A 14,807-nucleotide genomic window follows, 5' to 3' on the forward strand; every position below is an offset into this window, starting at 1 on the left:
AGCGGGGGGGGCGGTGCAAGGGCCGCCGCGCCATGGCCCCTGACGCGCCCGCCCCCTTCGCCCTCGTCGCCCGGGGCCCGCTCGCAGGCAGCGTCGAGGTGCCGGGCGACAAGTCCATCTCCCACCGCGCGCTCATGCTGGGCGCACTCGCGGTCGGCAGGACGGCCATCGACGGGCTCCTCGAAGGCGAGGACGTGCTCGCCACCGCCGCGGCGCTCCGCGCCATGGGCGCCACCGTGGCGCGCCGAGGCCCGGGCACCTGGGAGGTGGAGGGCGTCGGCGTCGGCGGGCTCCTCCAGCCCGAGACCGCGCTCGACATGGGCAACAGCGGCACCTCCACCCGCCTCCTCATGGGCCTCGCCGCCTCCCACGACCTGCTTGCCACCTTCGTCGGCGATGCCTCGCTCTCGCGCCGGCCGATGGGCCGGGTGGCCGAGCCGCTCGAGCGCATGGGCGCGGAGATCCGCATGGCCCCCGGCGGCCGGCTGCCGCTCACGGTGCGCGGCCTCGCCCCCGCGCTGCCCCTCACCTGGCAGCTCCCCGTCCCCTCCGCGCAGGTCAAGACCGCCATCCTGCTTGCCGGCCTCAACGCCTGCGGCACCACCAGCGTCCTCGAGCCGGTCCCCACGCGCGACCACGGCGAGCGCATGCTCGCGGCCTTCGGCGCCCGCATCACGGCCGAGCCGCTGCCCGACGGCGGCCGGGCGATCACCGTCGACGGCCCGGCCGAGCTTCGCCCCCAGGCCCTGCGCGTCCCAGGCGACCCGTCCTCGGCCGCCTTCCCGCTGGTCGCGGCCCTTCTCGTGCCCGGAAGCCGCGTCACCATCCGCGGAGTCGGGGTCAACCCCACCCGCGACGGCCTCTTCCGCGTGCTCGAGGCCATGGGGGCGCGCCTCGCCCGCTCCGCGCCGCGCGAGGTGGGCGGCGAGCCGGTCGCGGACCTCGTCGTCGAGGCCGGTCCGCTCCGGGCAACCGACGTGCCCCCTGCGCTCGCCCCTGCCATGATCGACGAGTTCCCCATCCTCTTCGTCGCCTGCGCGCTGGCCGAAGGGCGGAGCGAGCTCCGCGGCCTCGAGGAGCTCCGGGTCAAGGAAAGCGACCGGCTCGCGGTGATGGCCGAAGGCCTGCGCGCCGCCGGCGCCCGGGTGGAGGAGCGCGCCGACGGCCTCGTGATCGAGGGGACCGGCGGCGAGCCCCTTCCCGGCGGCGCGCGGATCGACCCCAGGCTCGATCACCGCATCGCCATGAGCTTTGCCGTTCTCTCGCTGGCCTGCCGGGCGCCGCTCGAGGTGGCCGATTCGCGGCCGATCGCGACGAGCTTTCCCGGCTTCCTGCCGCTCATGGAAGCGCTCGGCGCCGAGGTGGTGCGGCCCGCCGCGGCCTGAGCGGGCGGGCACCGGGGGGCCGGGGCGAGGCCGGGGGGCGAGCGGGCCCGGGCGCGCGAGCGGGGCAGGGGCAATGAAAATCACTTGCAGAAACACGCCGGCTGCTGCAAAGGCGTCGCAACCGCACGCAAGCCCGAGTCGCCGATGTACGTCTGCATCTGCAACGCCCTGCGCCAGAGCCAGATCGAGGCGCTCGTGCGCGAGGGCCTGCGCTGCGAGAAGCAGATCTACCGCCGTCTCGGCTGCCGCCCGCAGTGCGGCACCTGCCTCCCCGTCGCCCGCGCCCTCATCCGCGAGGCCGCGCCCCAGCCCGCCTGATCCGCCGGCGCGGCCGGGGCCGGGGCCGGGGCAGGAGGGACAGCGGAGACCGCCGGGCGCCACGCGGGGGGCCGGCCCCACTCCAGCGCCCGGTCGGACCGGGGGGAGGAGGAACGGCAGCGGGGAGAAGGAACCGCAGCGGGGAAAAGGAACCGCAGCGGCCGCGAGGGCGGCGGCGCGTTCCAAGGCCATCCCCTCCGCCCGGCCGAGCGCGCGCGACAGGCGAGGGCTGGCCCGCTATGGTCCACCGCCATGACGGAAGATGCCCTGCCCGGCTTCGTCGAGCTGACCGCGGCCGACCCCGCCTACAGCGCCTGCCCCGAGGCCCGGCTCGCCCCCCTGCGCCGCCGCTGCCCGGTCCACGCCGACCCCCTGACCGGCCACGTCCTCCTCGCCCGCCACGCCGACGCCCGCCGCCTGCTCGCCGACCCGGCGCTCTGGCGCCACCCGTCGCGGGCCCGGCCCGACACGCTCTTCCACCGCTTCACCGCGCTCCGCCCGGTGGACCCGGCGGTGCCGCCGGGCGAGCGCACCAGCATCCTCATGCTCGACCAGCCGGACCATCTGCGGATCCGCACCCCCCTCCAGCAGGCCTTCCACGCCCGCGTCTTCCGCGCCCGCCCGCTCGTCGAGGAAGTGGTGGCCGACGTGCTCGAAGGCCTCGCCGGCGCGCCCGCCTTCGACCTCGTCGCCGCCTTCGCCGAGCCGGTGCCCATCCACGCCATCGCCCGCATCCTCGGCGTCGCGCCCGAGCGCCGCGAGGAGTTCCGCCGCTGGTCGGAAGCCATCATCCTCACCCTCAACCCGCTGCGCACGCCCGAAGAAGACGCCGCGGCGATCGCCGCGACCGACGCGCTCCACGCCCACTTCGCCGAGCTCATGGCCGCCCGGCGCAAAGTGCCCGCTGACGACCTCGTCACCGACCTCGTCCAGGCCCAGGCCGCCGGCGCCCCCCTCTCCGACCGCGAGATCCTCCTCAACCTCACCGCCCTCCTCGTCGGCGGCAACCTGACCACGACCGACCTCATCGCCTCGGGCGTGCGCCTCCTCCTCCTGAACCCCGAGGCGCTCGCTCGCCTGCGGGCCGATCCGTCGCTTGCCGCCGCCGCCGTCGAGGAGACGCTGCGGCTCGAGGGCCCGGTCGACGTCACCCCCCGCATCGCCCCGTCGGACATGGAGATCGCCGGCGTGCCGGTCCCGGCCGGCACCCCGGTCTTCGCCCTGCTGCGCGCCGCCAACCGCGACCCGGAGGTCTTCGCGGAGCCCGACCGGTTCGACCTCGGCCGGCAGGCGGGGGGCGCGGCTCCCCACCTCGCCTTCGGCGGCGGCGCCCACAGCTGCATCGGTGCCGCGCTCGCCCGGCTCGAGGCGCGGGTCGCCTTCCAGCGCCTGTTCGCGGCCTTCCCCGGCCTGCGCCTCGCCGGCGAGGCCCCCGCCTGGCGCAGCCTCCCCGGCTTCCGCGGCCTCGCCCGCCTGCCGGTCGCCACCGGGGCCTGAGCGCCCCGCCTCAGCCGAGCGCTGCCCGCGCCGCCTCCGCGTCGGCCAGGATCTGCCGCTTCAGCGCCTCGAGCCCGTCGAGCCGCCGCTCCTCGCGCAGGAAGGCGACAAGCCCCACCTCGAGGCTTTGTCCGTAGAGGTCGCCCTCCCAGTCGAGGATCCATGTCTCGAGCAGCTCGCGCGGAGGCTCGAACATCGGCCGGATGCCGAAGTTCGCCACCCCCGGCCGGCTCTCGCCCGCCGGCAGCCTGACCCGCACGGCATAGACCCCGTAGCGCGGCCGGGCATAGGCGCCGGCCTCCATGTTGGCGGTCGGCACCCCGATCGTCCGGCCCCGCTTGTCGCCGTGGATGACCGGCCCCTCGATCGCGAACGGCCGGGTGAGGAGCCGGGTGGCAAGCCCCGCGTCGCCCCGCGCCAGCGCCTCGCGCACGCGGGTCGAGGAGACCGGCGCCCCTTCCGCCTCGACGGGGGCGAGCGCCTCGGTCGAGAAGCCGCGGGATGCGCCCAGCGCGGCGAGCGTTGCCGCGTTGCCCGAGCGGCGGTGGCCGAAGCCGAAGTCGGCGCCGGTCACGAGGTGGCGGGGCGCCAGCCGCCCGACGAGCCAGCGGTCGACGAACGCCTCGGCGGACAGGCCCGCGAGCGCCGCATCGAACGGGATCACCATGGCCCCGTCCACCCCGAGCCCGGCGAAGTGGCGCAGCTTCTGGGCAAGGCTCGTCAGCTGGAACGGCGGGGCCTCGGGCCGGAAGTGGCGCGACGGGTGCGGCTCGAAGGTGGCGACGATCGCGGGTGCGCCGCGCGCGCGGGCCCAGCGCACCGCCGCCCCGATCACCGCCTGGTGGCCGAGGTGCACGCCGTCGAAGTTGCCGATCGCAACCGCACCCCCCCGCAGCGCCGGCGGCGCCCCCGCTCCGTCGCGCATCACCTCCATCGGCGGCGCGTTAGCCGAGCGGCCCCGCCGGGGAAAGCCGCTCCCAGCGCTCGTAGGTGACGCCATCGCCCGGCTCGGCCGAGACCCGCTGCCACGTGGCCGGGTCGGGCCCCGGGAAGAGGGCGTCCCCCTCCGGCCTCGCATGCACCCGGGTGAGCTCGATCGCGGTCGCCACCGGCAGCGCCAGCGCATAGACTTCCGCGCCGCCGATCACGAACAGGCGCGGCGCGCGCGTGCGCGGGTCGAGCCCGGCCGCCGCCACCGCCTCGGCAAGCGAGGAGGCCGCCGTCACCCCTTCCGCCCGCCACGCCGGGTCGCGGGTCAGCACGATGTTGTGGCGGCCGGGAAGGGGCCGGCCGATCGCTTCGAAGGTCCTGCGCCCCATGATGACGGGGTGCCCCACCGTCATCCGCCGGAAGCGCCGGAGGTCCTCGGGCAGGTGCCAGGGCAGCCGCCCGGCCCGGCCGATGACGCCGTTCTCGGCTGCCGCCACCACCAGCACCACCTCGGGCCGCACCACCTCCCGCCCGCCCGTGGACGCGCTGCTTTCCGCCTCGCTCACCCGTCCGCCCTAGCCGCTTCGCCAGCGGCCGCAACCGGCACCAGCTCGGCCGAGACGCGGATGCCGAAGGCCCGGGCCAGCGGCCCGGGCGCCAGCACCTCGGCCGCCGGGCCGGCCGCCAGCACCCGCCCCCCGACGAGGAGAAGCGCGTCATCGGCCAGCCGCCGCGCGAGCGGCAGGTCGTGCACCACCGCCGCCACGGCCGCGCCCCGCGCCGCCGCGTCCCTCAGCAGCGCAACGGTGGCCAGCTGGTGCGCCGGGTCGAGGTTCTGCAGCGGCTCGTCGGCCAGTAGCACGCGCGGCGCCCCGGCGAGCACGCGGGCAAGCAGCACGCGCGCCCGCTCGCCGCCCGAGAGCGCGCGGACCGGCCGGCCGGCGAGGTGGAGCGCATCGGTGGCGGCGAGCGCCGCATCGACCGCCGCCACGTCGGCTGGCCCCGGCGGGCCCACCGGCGGCCGGTGGGGCGTGCGCCCCAGCATGACGAGCGCGCGCGCCGAGAGGTTCCAGTGCACGTCCCCGCCCTGCGGCAGGTAGCCGACCGCCCGCGCCCGCATCTTCGGCGGCAGGGCGGCGAGCCGCCGGCCGTCGAGCAGCACCGCGCCCCCCGCTGCCGGCACGAGACCGGCCAGCGCCATCAGCAGGGTGGACTTCCCGGCCCCGTTCGGCCCCAGGATGGCAAGCACCCGGCCCGGCACCAGCGCAAGCGCGAGCGGCCCCAGCGCGAAGCCCGCCCGCTCCACCCTCAGGCCCTCGGCTGCCAGCACCGGCGCCGTCACGCGAGCTCCGTCCGCGTCCGCCACAGGAGCCACAGGAAGAAGGGCGCGCCGAGGAGCGCCATGGCGATGCCGAGCTTGAGCTCGGCCGCACCCGGCACGAGCCGCACGAGGCTGTCGGCGAGAAGCACGAGGGCCGCGCCGCCCAGCGCCGAGGGAAGGAGGAGCCGCGACGGCTCCGGCCCCACAAGCGGCCGCAGCAGGTGCGGCACCACGAGCCCCACGAACGAGATGACGCCGGTGACCGCCACGCTTGCGCCCACGCCGAGGCCCACGCCGGCGATGACGAGGAGCCGCGTGCGCGCGAGATCCACGCCGAGCGAGGCGGCCACCGGCTCGCCGAGCGAGAGCGCGTCAAGCGCGCGCGCGGCCGCCGCCATCAGCACGAAGGAGACGAGCGCCGGCCCGAGGAGCAGCCGCACGTCGAGGAAGGTCCGGTCGGTGAGCGCGCCCATGAGCCAGGTCACGATCTCGCCGAGCGCGAAGGGGGTGGGGGCCAGGCTCACGAGGAGCGAGGTGAGCGCCGCCGCGAGGCTTGCGAGCACCACGCCGGCGAGCAGCAGCTGGAGCCCGCTCGCCCCGCCGACGAGGGCGAGAAGGGCGACCGCCCCGGCGCCGAACGCCATGGCGCTCGCCGCCACGACCAGCGGCTGGCCGCCCGCGCCGAGGAAGATGGCGAGGACCGCGCCCAGCGCTGCGGTCGCCGAGACTCCGAGCACGCCCGGCTCGGCGAGCGGGTTCCGGAGATAGCCCTGGAGCACCGCGCCGCCGGCGCCCAAGAGCGCGCCGACCAGAAGCCCGAGGAGGGCGCGGGGCAGCCGGAGCTCGAGGAGCACCAGCCCCTCGCGCGTGCCGTCGGCAAAGGCCCAGGGGGCGATCCAGGCCTTCCCCGCCGAAAGCGAGAGCAGGAACGCCGCCGCGACGAGGGCGGAAAGCCCGGCGCGGATCACGGCAGGCCCCGGCGGATGGCGGCAAGCGCCGCCGCGGCGCGGATGATGGAAGGGCCGCCGCAGTTGAGGAGCCGCATGTCGAAGGGGGCGACGCGCACCCTGGCGCGCGCGAGCGCCGGGTGGAGCGCGGCGCCGGGGTCGGCGAGCAGGAGAACGGGCGGGGCGAGCAGCAGCCGCTCGACGGGAAGCACGTCCCACCGGGCGAGTCCCATCGTGGCCGCCGCGTTGACGAAGCCGGTCGTCGCCATGAGGTCGGCCATCAGCGTGCCGTCCCCCGGCACCACGCCCGCGGGCGTGCGCAGCACCGCTGGCACGGGCGGGCCCTGGTGGCGCGCGGCGGCAAGCGCGCGTTCGATGCGCCCCACCAGCGCCTCGCCCGCCGCCGGCCGGCCCACGGCCCGCGCGAGCGCCCGCACCTCGGCAAGCGAGTCGGCGACGCTCGCCGGCACCCCCACCGTCACCACCGGCACGCCGAGGCGGGCGAAGGCGGCGCGCGTCGCCGCCGGCGTGTGGGCGCCGGCGACGACGAGGTCGGGCGCGAGGCGCAGCACTTCCTCGGCGGTGCCGAAGTGGCGGGGGAAGCGCCGCGCCCGCGCAAGGTCCATGGAGGTGCCGCGCGGGTCGTGCGACCAGTGCGAGACCGCCGCGATCTGCCCCGGTGCGGCCACTTCGGCGAGGATGGCATCGGCGCACGGGTTCATCGAGACGACGCGCTGCGGCGCGGCGGCCGCAGCGCTCGCCCCCACGAGGGCGACGAGCAGGCTAGAAGCGCGCACGCACCCCGCCGGCGAACTCCCGGCCCGGCTGGCCGTAGAAACTCGCCGTCTCCCAGACCGTGTCGGTCACGTTGGTCACGCGGCCGTAGAGCTCGAGGCGGTCGCCGAGCGGCACCGCCCCGCGCAGGTCGAGGAGCACCCGGTCGGGGATGCGCCGGCTGTTGCTCGCGTTGTCGAAGCTCTCCGAGGCGTGGGAGAGCGTCATGCCGAGGCTCCAGCCGGCAGGCGCGGTCCAGTCGGCCACCAGCGCGGCCGTGTGGCGCGGCCGGCGCGGCAGCAGCCGGTCGAAGTTGGCCGTGCCGCGGGCCCGGTTGCGCGCGTCGAGGAAGGTGTAGGCGAACGAGACGGCAAGCCCCTCCGCCGGCGCCAGGCCCACTTCCGCTTCGACTCCGCGGGCACGGGTGCGCGCCACGTTGTCGTAGGTGCCGAACGGCCGCCCGGCGCAGGCCGGAAGCGGGTTCGCAAAGCAGGAGACGAAGTCGATCTGGTCGCGCGTGGTCCGGCCGAAGGCGGTGGCGGCAAGCCGCAGCTGCCCCTCGGCAAGGCCCGCCTCGAAGCCGGCGTCCCAGCCCTCGGCGCGCTCGGGCCTGAGGCCGGGGTTGCCGAAGTCCGAGAAGAGCTGGAAGAGGGTAGGGGCCTTGAAGCCCTCGCCCCAGCTCGCCTTGAGCCGCCACAGGCCGTCGCCCGGCGCGAAGGAGAGCGAGACGCCCGGCGTGGTGGCGCCGCCGAAGTCGCTGTGGGCGTCGTGGCGCACGCCGGCCACCGCGGTCAGGCCGGGCAGCGGTCGAACCACCGCCTGGACGAAGCCGCCGGTCAGCGTCGCCTCGGCGCGGAACCGCTCCGGGTCGGGGTCGAAGGCGGACGGCGAGGCCGTCGCCAGGCGGCTGCGCTCGCGCTCGGCGCCGAAGCTCGCCTCGAGCCACGGGGCCAGCCGCCACTCGCCGGTGTAGCGCAGCCTGAGGTTGCGGCCGGTCGCAAGAAAGGTGGCAGAGGGCGTGCGGCGCGGGTCGGTGGTGCGCCGGTCCACCTCGGTCAGCTCGGCGCCAAGCAGGTGGCGGCTCGGCCCGCCTTGCGGCGCGAAGGCAAGGCCGAGGAAGCCGCTCGCCTCGTCTTGGCGGCTGCGCTCGGGCGTGTCGGCAAGCTGGAAGCGCGGCGGCGGGAAACCGTCGATCCCGAAGCGGCTCGCCTGGAACCGCCCGCGCGCGTCGAGCGCAAGCGCCGGCGTGAGGTCAAGCGTGGCCCGGAGCGTCCCGCCCCAGCCGGTCCAGTCGTCGCGCTCGGTCGCCCCGCGCGCCTCGGCGGCGGCCGAGATGCCGTCGGTGCGGCCGTAGGTGACCGAGGCGCCGAGCCCGAGCCGCCCGGCCTTGGCGCTGCCGTCGGCGGTTGCGTAGACACTCGCGCGGCTGCCGCCCTCGATGCGGGCGTTGAGCTCGGGCGCACCCGGCGCGCGGGTGGTGATGGCCACGACCCCGCCGATCGCCTGGCTCCCCCAGGCAAGCGACTGCGGCCCGCGCAGGAGCTCGATCCGCTCGACGCCGCCGGCGAGCAGGCCGCCGAAGTCGTAGCCTGCGCCAGGTGCTGCCGGGTCGTTCACCCGCACGCCGTCGATGACGACGAGCGTCTGGTCGCCCTCGGCCCCGCGGATCCTGACGGCGGCAAAGGCGCCGCGCCCGCCGTTCGCCGACACGGTGACGCCCGGCAGGAGCCGGTGCAGGTCGGTGACGGCGGGTGTCTGCAGCCGGTCGAGGTCGGCGCGCAGCAGCACCGAGAGCGAGGCGCCGAGCTCGCCCGCCTCCACGGGCGCGCGCGCGGCAGTCACGATGATGGGAGCATCTGCAGCAACGGGAACGGGCATGTCTTACCTCCACGACGAACGATCCTGTCGTCCGCGCGAAGGCTCGGGTCCGCGCCGGCGCCCACGGGGCGCCGCCACGGCCGGTCTCGATCGCCCCGGAACTCCCGCCGGCGCGAAGGGACGACCGGCAGGGGCAGGTCTCCTGGCTTCCGGATCGCCGGCCCGGCGTGGCCGCCTTCCCACCCTCGTCGGGCAGTGGCATGTGGCCACGGGCCTCCCCGGCTACAGTTGCGGGTACAGCGCCGGACTTGGGGTCTCCCCCGCACCGGCTTCCCTTTTCACCCGGGTTCCCCCGGGCACCCTTGCCGTGGCCGAGGCCGCTAGCGCGTCACGGCGCGCGCTGCAAGCGGCTCAGACGGCAACCGGCGCAGGCACGTGCGGGTGCGGATCGTAGCCCTCGATCGCGACATCCTCGGGCGCGTAGGAGAAGAGGTCGGCCGGCCGGCGCCTGAGGTGCAGCTTCGGCCAGGGCCGCGGGGTGCGGGCAACGAGCGCCTCAACGAGCGGCCCGTGGTTGAGGTAGAGGTGGACGTCGGCCCCCGTCCACACCAGCTCGCCCGGCGCAAGGTCGCACTGGTCGGCCAGCATGCGCAGCAGGAGGGCCGCCTCGAAGATGTTGAAGGGAAAGCCGAGGCCGAGGTCGCAGCTGCGCTGGTAGAGCAGGCACGAGAGCCGGCCGTCGGCCACGAAATACTGGTAGGTCATGTGGCAGGGCGGCAGGGCCATCTCGGCGAGCTCGGCCACGTTCCAGCCGGTGAAGATGTGCCTCCGGCTGGAAGGGTCCTGCCGCAGCCCGGCAACGAGCGCGGCGAGCTGGTCGTGCTCGCGCCCGTCAGCCCCGCGCCAGCGCCGCCACTGGCGGCCGTAGACCGGCCCGAGGTCTCCCCAGCGGGCGGCAAACTCGGGGTCGGCGAGGATCCGGGCCTCGAAGGCGTCGCGGTCGATCGCCTCCCCCGTCTCGCGGCGGAAGCGGGCGAGCGGCCAGTCGGTCCAGATGTGGACTCCGGCCTCGACCAGCGGGCGGATGCTCGTCTCCCCTGAGAGGAACCAGAGCAGCTCCTTCACCGCCACCCGCCAGTGGACGCGCTTCAGCGTCATGAGCGGCACCGTGCCGTCCGAGAGGTCGAACCGCAGCATCGCCCCGAAGCGCGCGCGCGTGCCGACGCCGGTGCGGTCGCGGCGCTCGACCCCGTTCTCCCAGACGTCGCGCACCAGCGCCTGAATGGCGCGCTCCGGGTGTTCGCCGGGCACTTCGGGCGCAGCAACAGCCATGGCCGACCGGTTGGCGGGCCGTGCCAGCGCGGTCAAGCGGCCCCTCCCCGATCGGGGATATTCCGCTGCTCCGCCCGCTCGCGTTAACCCTCGGCCTGGGGTCGCACCCGCCACGGAGCGGAGGGCGGCCGGAGGATGGAGGCATGGTCGAGCTCATCACCGCGACGAACCGGGATGCCCGCGCCGGCCTGCTGCGCGGCATGCACGCCGACCGCAAGGCGGTCTTCGTCGACCGGCTCAAGTGGCAGGTGCCGGTCGTCGACGACCGCTACGAGATGGACGAGTTCGACACCGAGCACGCCCTCTACCTCGTCGCGGCGGACCCTTCGAGCGGCATGCACCTCGGCTCGGTCCGCCTGCTGCCGACCACCCGCCGCCACCTCCTCGGCGACATCTTCCCCATGCTCGTCGATGGCGACGTGCCCCGCGGGCCCGACGTCCTCGAGGTCACCCGGCTGTGCACCTCGCCGCTCCTTGCCGACTGGGAGGCGCACAACGCGGTGCGCGAGCGGCTGGCAACCGCCCTCATCGAATATGCGCTCGTCGCTGGAATCACCCGCTACACCATGGTGACCCACATGGCCTACCTCTCGCAGCTTCTTTCGACCGGCTGGGACGTGGAGCCGCTCGGCCTGCCCAAGGAGATCGGCGGCCAGCTGCTCGGCGCGCTCATGGTCACGGTGAAGCCCGAGACGCTCACCCTCTTCCGGGCACGGTTCGCCCTGCCCGACCAGGTCCTGAGGCTCGACCTCAGCCGCTAAGGGGGCCGCTGGTTTCATGCGGCGATTTCCGACCCTGCGCTGCATGAAGCCATCCGGTTCCCCGGACGCTCCGGGGCTGGTTCCCCCAGGAGAGGCACGGCCCTCCCCGTGCACTCCCCCCTGGCAGCCCCGGGGCGTCCACCCCTCCTCCCGCCAGGAGAGCCGCGGCCGCGGCGCCTGACCATGCCCCGCCCCGCCGTACCGCAGGCAGCGAGGCGCCGCCCGGAGTGCCTCCGGTGACGGCGCTCGCGGCCGAGCCCTTCCTGCCGCTCCTCGCCCTCCTCGCCGTTCTCGTGCGCGAGTCGCTCTGGCTCACCGGCCTTCTCGTCGCCGCGAACGCCCTCGACGATCTCGCCATCGATGCCCTTGCGCCCTTCGCCCACCTCGCCGCCCGGCTGGCGCCAAGGCCGCCGCCCCCGGCCTCCCCGGGCCGCTTCGCCATCCTCGTCCCCGCCTGGGACGAGGCGGCGGTCATCGGGCCGATGCTCCGCGCCACCCTCGCCCGGCTCGACCACCCGGACTACCGGATCTTCGTCGGCGTCTACCCGAACGACCCGGCCACGGCGGAGGCGGTCGCCGCGGTGGCCCGGGAGGACGCGCGCGTCACCGCCGTCGTCACCAGCCGCCCGGGCCCCACCACCAAGGCCGACTGCCTCAACCACCTCTGGCGCGCGGCCGACGACGAGTCGCGAACGAGCGGCCGGCCGTTCCGCGCCGTCGTCCTCCACGACGCCGAAGACATGGTCGATCCGCAGGAGCTCGCCGTCCTCGACCGCGCGCTGGCCCGCGCCGACATGGTCCAGCTTCCCGTCGTCCCCCTCGTCGACCCGGGGGAGTTCCTCGTCAGCGGCCACTATCTCGACGAGTTCGCAAGCGCCCACGCCCGCGATCTCGTGGTCCGCACCTTGCTGCGCGCCCCCGTGCCGAGCGCCGGGGTCGGCACCGCCATCGCCATGCACGCCCTGCGCCGGCTCGAGGGGCCCGCCCGCGCCCCCTTCGACGCAGCCAGCCTCACCGAGGACTATGAGCTCGGCCACCGCCTGCACCGCCTCGGCTTCCGCGCCGTCCTCGTGCGCGAGCGGGCCGCGGGCCGCCTCGTCGCAGTGCGCAGCTACTTCCCCGCAACACTTCCCGCCGCCGTCCGCCAGAAGGACCGCTGGCTCAGGGGCATCGCGCTTGCCGGCTGGGACCGGCTCGGCTGGAGCGGCGGGCCGGCCGCGCGCTGGATGCTGCTGCGCGACCGCAAGACCATCGCGACCGCCGTGCTCGCGCTCGCCACCTATGCCGCGCTCGGCGCCGCCCTCCTCTGGCAGGGGCTTGCCCTCCTCCTCGGCCTGCCCGCAGGCGCCATCCCCGGCGTCACTGACGACCCGGCGCTCGCGCCCCTGCTCGCCGTCCTTGCCCTGGTGCTCGCCTGGCGCCTTCTCCTCCGTGCGCTCTTCGCCTGGCGGGTCGCGGGCCCCGTGCAGGCCATGCTCGCCATCCCCCGCGCACCGGTCGGCAACCTCGTCAACGCGCTTGCTGCGCTGCGCGCCTTCCGCCTCTATGCCGAGGAAGTGCGGTCCGGCCGCGGCCGCCCCTGGGAGAAGACCGCCCACCGCTTCCCCGAAGCAGCGGCTGCACTGGGCGAGGCCCGTGGCTGAAGAGGCCCCCCGCGCCGGCGCCGCGCTCCGCCTCTACCAGGTGGTCGGCATCCTCGCGCTCGGCTGGGCGGCCGGCCGCCTCCCCGAGTGGCTTGCGGCCCGTACCAGCGAGGAAGCGCGGCTCCGGGCGCTCGTCGGGGGCAGCCCGGCGGCGCCGGCCGCCCCTGCCTCCGGCGCCTCCGCCGACGAGGTGGCCGCCATCGCCGCCGAGGTCGCGGCCCGGGTCGCAAGCGAGACGGTCGCGCGCCTGGTTGCCGCCGGCTGGGGCCCGGCCGGCCCCGCTCCGGTCCCGGCCGGCCCCGCCCCCGGCCCCGCCGCCCGCCCGGCCGAGGCGGTGGTGCGCATCGTCCACGAGGTGCCGCGCCAGGCTGCCGCGCCCGGCTGGAGCCTTCCTCCCATGGCCGCACCCGCAGCCCCCGCATCGGCTGGCCCCGCGGCTGCCGACGCCGCTCCGGCGCTGCTCGCCGAAGCCGCGCCCGCCGCCCCGGCGCGCCCGGCCGCCGCGCGCGACGAGGCCTTCCGGCTCGCCAGCGAAGGCTATGCCGCGCTCCGGGCGGGGGACCGCCGCGCCGCCGCCGACGGCCTTGCCCGGGCGCTCGCGCTCGACCCGGCCGCCCCCCAGGCCTCGGCCTGGGCGGCCGACCTGCGCACGCTGCGCCGGCGGCTGTCATTCGGAGTCTACGCGCTCGCCCGCGAGGGCGCCCAGGGCGATGCGGTCGCCGCCACTCCGGTCCTCGGCAGCACGCAGACGGGCGCGCTCGCGGGCTGGACGCTCGACCCGCTCGCCCGCCGCCGCGTGACCGCCTTCGCCCGCGTCGCCACCGGCTCGGATGCGCGCGGCCGGCTCGACCCCGAGACCGCCGAGGCCGCCGTCGGCGTCCGCGTCGACCCCTTGCCCCGCGTTCCCGTCCACGTCGCCGTCGAGCGGCGCATCGCGCTTGGCGCCTTCGGCCGCAACGCCTGGTCGGCGCGGCTTGCCGGCGGCACCGCCCGCCAGGTCTCGGCGCTGGGCCGGCCGGTCGAGCTCAGCGTCTACGGCGAGGGCGGGGTGGTCGGCTTCGGCCCGGCCGACCTCTACGGCGGCGGCGAGGCAACGGCGCTCGCCCCGCTCGTCTCGCTCGACCGCATCCGCCTGTCCGCCGGGGTGGGCGGCTGGGCGAGCGGCCAGGAAGGGTTCATCACCTCCCACCGGGTGGACGTCGGGCCGATGCTGAAGCTCGGCTTCGCCAACACCCCGGTCTCGGCCCGGCTCGACTATCGGGTGAAGGTGGCGGGCAACGCCGCCCCGGGCTCGGGCCTCGCGCTCACCATCGCCGGGGACTTCTAGCCCGCGCCGCGCCCCGCCGCGTCCGGCGTCACCCCTTCGCCCGCTTCCCCCAGGCCCGCATCTCCCGCCCGCCGGTTCCGCCGCGCCGCAAGTCCCTTCAGCACCTCGCGGGTGAACAGCTCGCCGATGAGGGCGATGAGAAGCCCAAGGCCGCGCTCGGCCATGTCGGCGGCCTTCTCCTCGTCCACCCGGGGGCCGGTCAGCCGGAAGAAGTCGCGCACCTGCGCCTCGGCCAGCCAGCGCATGGCGGCGAGGTAGCGCTTCAGACCGTCCTGGGCGTAGCCGGCCTCGCGGTTGAACCCGAGGCGCGAGAGGTCGGCGATGAGCCTCAGGATCCGCGCATCGCGCGGCGAGACGGTGCCGTCGTCCGCCACCTCGACGATTCCGCCGGCCGCAAGCTCGGCCAGCTCCTCGGCGCCGCCCGGCATGTCGGCGAGGATGGCGCGCGCGTCCTCGCGCGCGCCGGCCAGCTCGAGCCGCGCGCGCAGCAGCGCGTCCACGTGGGGCAGGATGTCGGGGCTGTCCCAGCCGGCCTCGGGCGGCGCGTCGAGCAGCACGCGGATGACGCCGAGCGGCAGGAACCGGTCCTCGCGCAGCCGGCGGATGGCGAGCAGCCGAGTCAGATGCTCCTCGCCGTAGAGCGCGGCGTTGCGCGCGGTCCTCACCGGCTCGGGCAGCAGCCCCTCGCGGATGTAGAAGCGGATGGTCTCCCGCCCGATCCCGGAGGCGCGCTCGAGGTCACGCATGCGCATGG

Annotated in this window: 14 protein-coding genes and 1 riboswitch; of the genes, 6 read left to right on the forward strand and 8 right to left on the reverse strand. The window is 76.3% G+C overall.

Translation table 11 applies throughout. The annotated features are described in order from the left end of the window. The first annotated feature begins 32 nt into the window (after window positions 1-32). The 3 genes from aroA to H3H34_RS11900 all read left to right on the forward strand — a co-directional run bounded on the left by aroA (window position 33) and on the right by H3H34_RS11900 (window position 3,200). Window positions 33-1,385: a 3-phosphoshikimate 1-carboxyvinyltransferase gene (gene aroA / locus H3H34_RS11890; RefSeq protein ID WP_194745493.1), complete on the forward strand. Its 1,353-nt coding sequence runs from the start codon at window positions 33-35 to the stop codon at window positions 1,383-1,385. 84 nt (window positions 1,386-1,469) lie between these two features. Next, window positions 1,470-1,703, forward strand: a complete 234-nt coding sequence (locus tag H3H34_RS11895; protein ID WP_235945786.1) for a (2Fe-2S)-binding protein — start codon at window positions 1,470-1,472, stop codon at window positions 1,701-1,703. Window positions 1,704-1,955: 252 nt separating this feature from the next. Beyond that, window positions 1,956-3,200, forward strand: a complete 1,245-nt coding sequence (locus H3H34_RS11900) for a cytochrome P450 (RefSeq protein ID WP_194745494.1) — start codon at window positions 1,956-1,958, stop codon at window positions 3,198-3,200. Window positions 3,201-3,210: 10 nt separating this feature from the next. On the opposite strand, the gene H3H34_RS11905 is transcribed toward H3H34_RS11900, so the two are convergent. From H3H34_RS11905 to thyA, 7 genes are all read right to left on the reverse strand, one after another. Next, on the reverse strand, window positions 3,211-4,134 hold the full coding sequence (locus tag H3H34_RS11905; RefSeq protein WP_194745495.1) for a bifunctional riboflavin kinase/FAD synthetase: 924 nt from the start codon (window positions 4,132-4,134) through the stop codon (window positions 3,211-3,213). 10 nt (window positions 4,135-4,144) lie between these two features. Then, the gene (locus tag H3H34_RS11910) at window positions 4,145-4,696 is read right to left on the reverse strand and encodes a dihydrofolate reductase (RefSeq protein ID WP_328831996.1); all 552 of its coding nucleotides are present in this window, start codon (window positions 4,694-4,696) and stop codon (window positions 4,145-4,147) included. After that, window positions 4,693-5,472 (reverse strand): ABC transporter ATP-binding protein, encoded by a 780-nt coding sequence (locus H3H34_RS11915; RefSeq protein WP_328831998.1) that lies wholly within the window; start codon window positions 5,470-5,472, stop codon window positions 4,693-4,695. Before H3H34_RS11915 ends, H3H34_RS11910 begins: the two co-directional genes overlap by 4 nt. Continuing rightward, window positions 5,469-6,419, reverse strand: coding sequence for a FecCD family ABC transporter permease (locus tag H3H34_RS11920; RefSeq protein WP_194745496.1), 951 nt, complete (start codon window positions 6,417-6,419; stop codon window positions 5,469-5,471). Before H3H34_RS11920 ends, H3H34_RS11915 begins: the two co-directional genes overlap by 4 nt. Then, the gene (locus H3H34_RS11925) at window positions 6,416-7,195 is read right to left on the reverse strand and encodes an ABC transporter substrate-binding protein (protein ID WP_328832001.1); all 780 of its coding nucleotides are present in this window, start codon (window positions 7,193-7,195) and stop codon (window positions 6,416-6,418) included. Before H3H34_RS11925 ends, H3H34_RS11920 begins: the two co-directional genes overlap by 4 nt. Continuing rightward, window positions 7,182-9,050, reverse strand: a complete 1,869-nt coding sequence (locus tag H3H34_RS11930; protein WP_194751920.1) for a TonB-dependent receptor plug domain-containing protein — start codon at window positions 9,048-9,050, stop codon at window positions 7,182-7,184. The genes H3H34_RS11925 and H3H34_RS11930 overlap by 14 nt, the downstream gene beginning before the upstream one ends. Window positions 9,051-9,165: 115 nt before the next feature. Continuing rightward, a riboswitch (cobalamin riboswitch) is annotated at window positions 9,166-9,369 on the reverse strand. 32 nt (window positions 9,370-9,401) lie between these two features. Continuing rightward, the gene (gene thyA / locus H3H34_RS11935; RefSeq protein WP_194745498.1) at window positions 9,402-10,322 is read right to left on the reverse strand and encodes a thymidylate synthase; all 921 of its coding nucleotides are present in this window, start codon (window positions 10,320-10,322) and stop codon (window positions 9,402-9,404) included. A gap of 143 nt (window positions 10,323-10,465) precedes the next feature. Between thyA and H3H34_RS11940 the strand changes: the two genes are divergently transcribed. The 3 genes from H3H34_RS11940 to H3H34_RS11950 all read left to right on the forward strand — a co-directional run bounded on the left by H3H34_RS11940 (window position 10,466) and on the right by H3H34_RS11950 (window position 14,053). Continuing rightward, complete coding sequence (locus tag H3H34_RS11940) at window positions 10,466-11,083, forward strand: acyl-homoserine-lactone synthase (protein ID WP_194745499.1); 618 nt, start codon at window positions 10,466-10,468, stop codon at window positions 11,081-11,083. A gap of 236 nt (window positions 11,084-11,319) precedes the next feature. Beyond that, entirely contained in the window at window positions 11,320-12,726 is a 1,407-nt protein-coding gene (locus H3H34_RS11945) for a glycosyl transferase family protein (RefSeq protein WP_194751921.1), read from the forward strand. Then, window positions 12,719-14,053, forward strand: coding sequence for a hypothetical protein (locus H3H34_RS11950; RefSeq protein ID WP_194745501.1), 1,335 nt, complete (start codon window positions 12,719-12,721; stop codon window positions 14,051-14,053). The genes H3H34_RS11945 and H3H34_RS11950 overlap by 8 nt, the downstream gene beginning before the upstream one ends. Here the strand turns inward: H3H34_RS11950 and H3H34_RS11955 are convergent. After that, window positions 14,050-14,799, reverse strand: a complete 750-nt coding sequence (locus H3H34_RS11955) for a MerR family transcriptional regulator (RefSeq protein WP_207790922.1) — start codon at window positions 14,797-14,799, stop codon at window positions 14,050-14,052. The genes H3H34_RS11950 and H3H34_RS11955 overlap by 4 nt on opposite strands. Between the last annotated feature and the right edge of the window lie 8 nt (window positions 14,800-14,807).

The organism is Thermaurantiacus tibetensis (assembly GCF_015354055.1).
GTDB classification, from domain to species: domain Bacteria; phylum Pseudomonadota; class Alphaproteobacteria; order Sphingomonadales; family Sphingomonadaceae; genus Thermaurantiacus; species Thermaurantiacus tibetensis.

Coding starts and splice junctions, on each gene's coding strand:
- H3H34_RS11930 (WP_194751920.1), bottom strand. CDS start 9,050: ATGCCCGTTCCCGTTGCTGCAGATGCTCCCATCATCGTGACTGCCGCG.
- thyA (WP_194745498.1), bottom strand. CDS start 10,322: ATGGCTGTTGCTGCGCCCGAAGTGCCCGGCGAACACCCGGAGCGCGCC.
- H3H34_RS11940 (WP_194745499.1), top strand. CDS start 10,466: ATGGTCGAGCTCATCACCGCGACGAACCGGGATGCCCGCGCCGGCCTG.
- H3H34_RS11955 (WP_207790922.1), bottom strand. CDS start 14,799: ATGCGTGACCTCGAGCGCGCCTCCGGGATCGGGCGGGAGACCATCCGC.
- H3H34_RS11900 (WP_194745494.1), top strand. CDS start 1,956: ATGACGGAAGATGCCCTGCCCGGCTTCGTCGAGCTGACCGCGGCCGAC.
- aroA (WP_194745493.1), top strand. CDS start 33: ATGGCCCCTGACGCGCCCGCCCCCTTCGCCCTCGTCGCCCGGGGCCCG.
- H3H34_RS11905 (WP_194745495.1), bottom strand. CDS start 4,134: ATGGAGGTGATGCGCGACGGAGCGGGGGCGCCGCCGGCGCTGCGGGGG.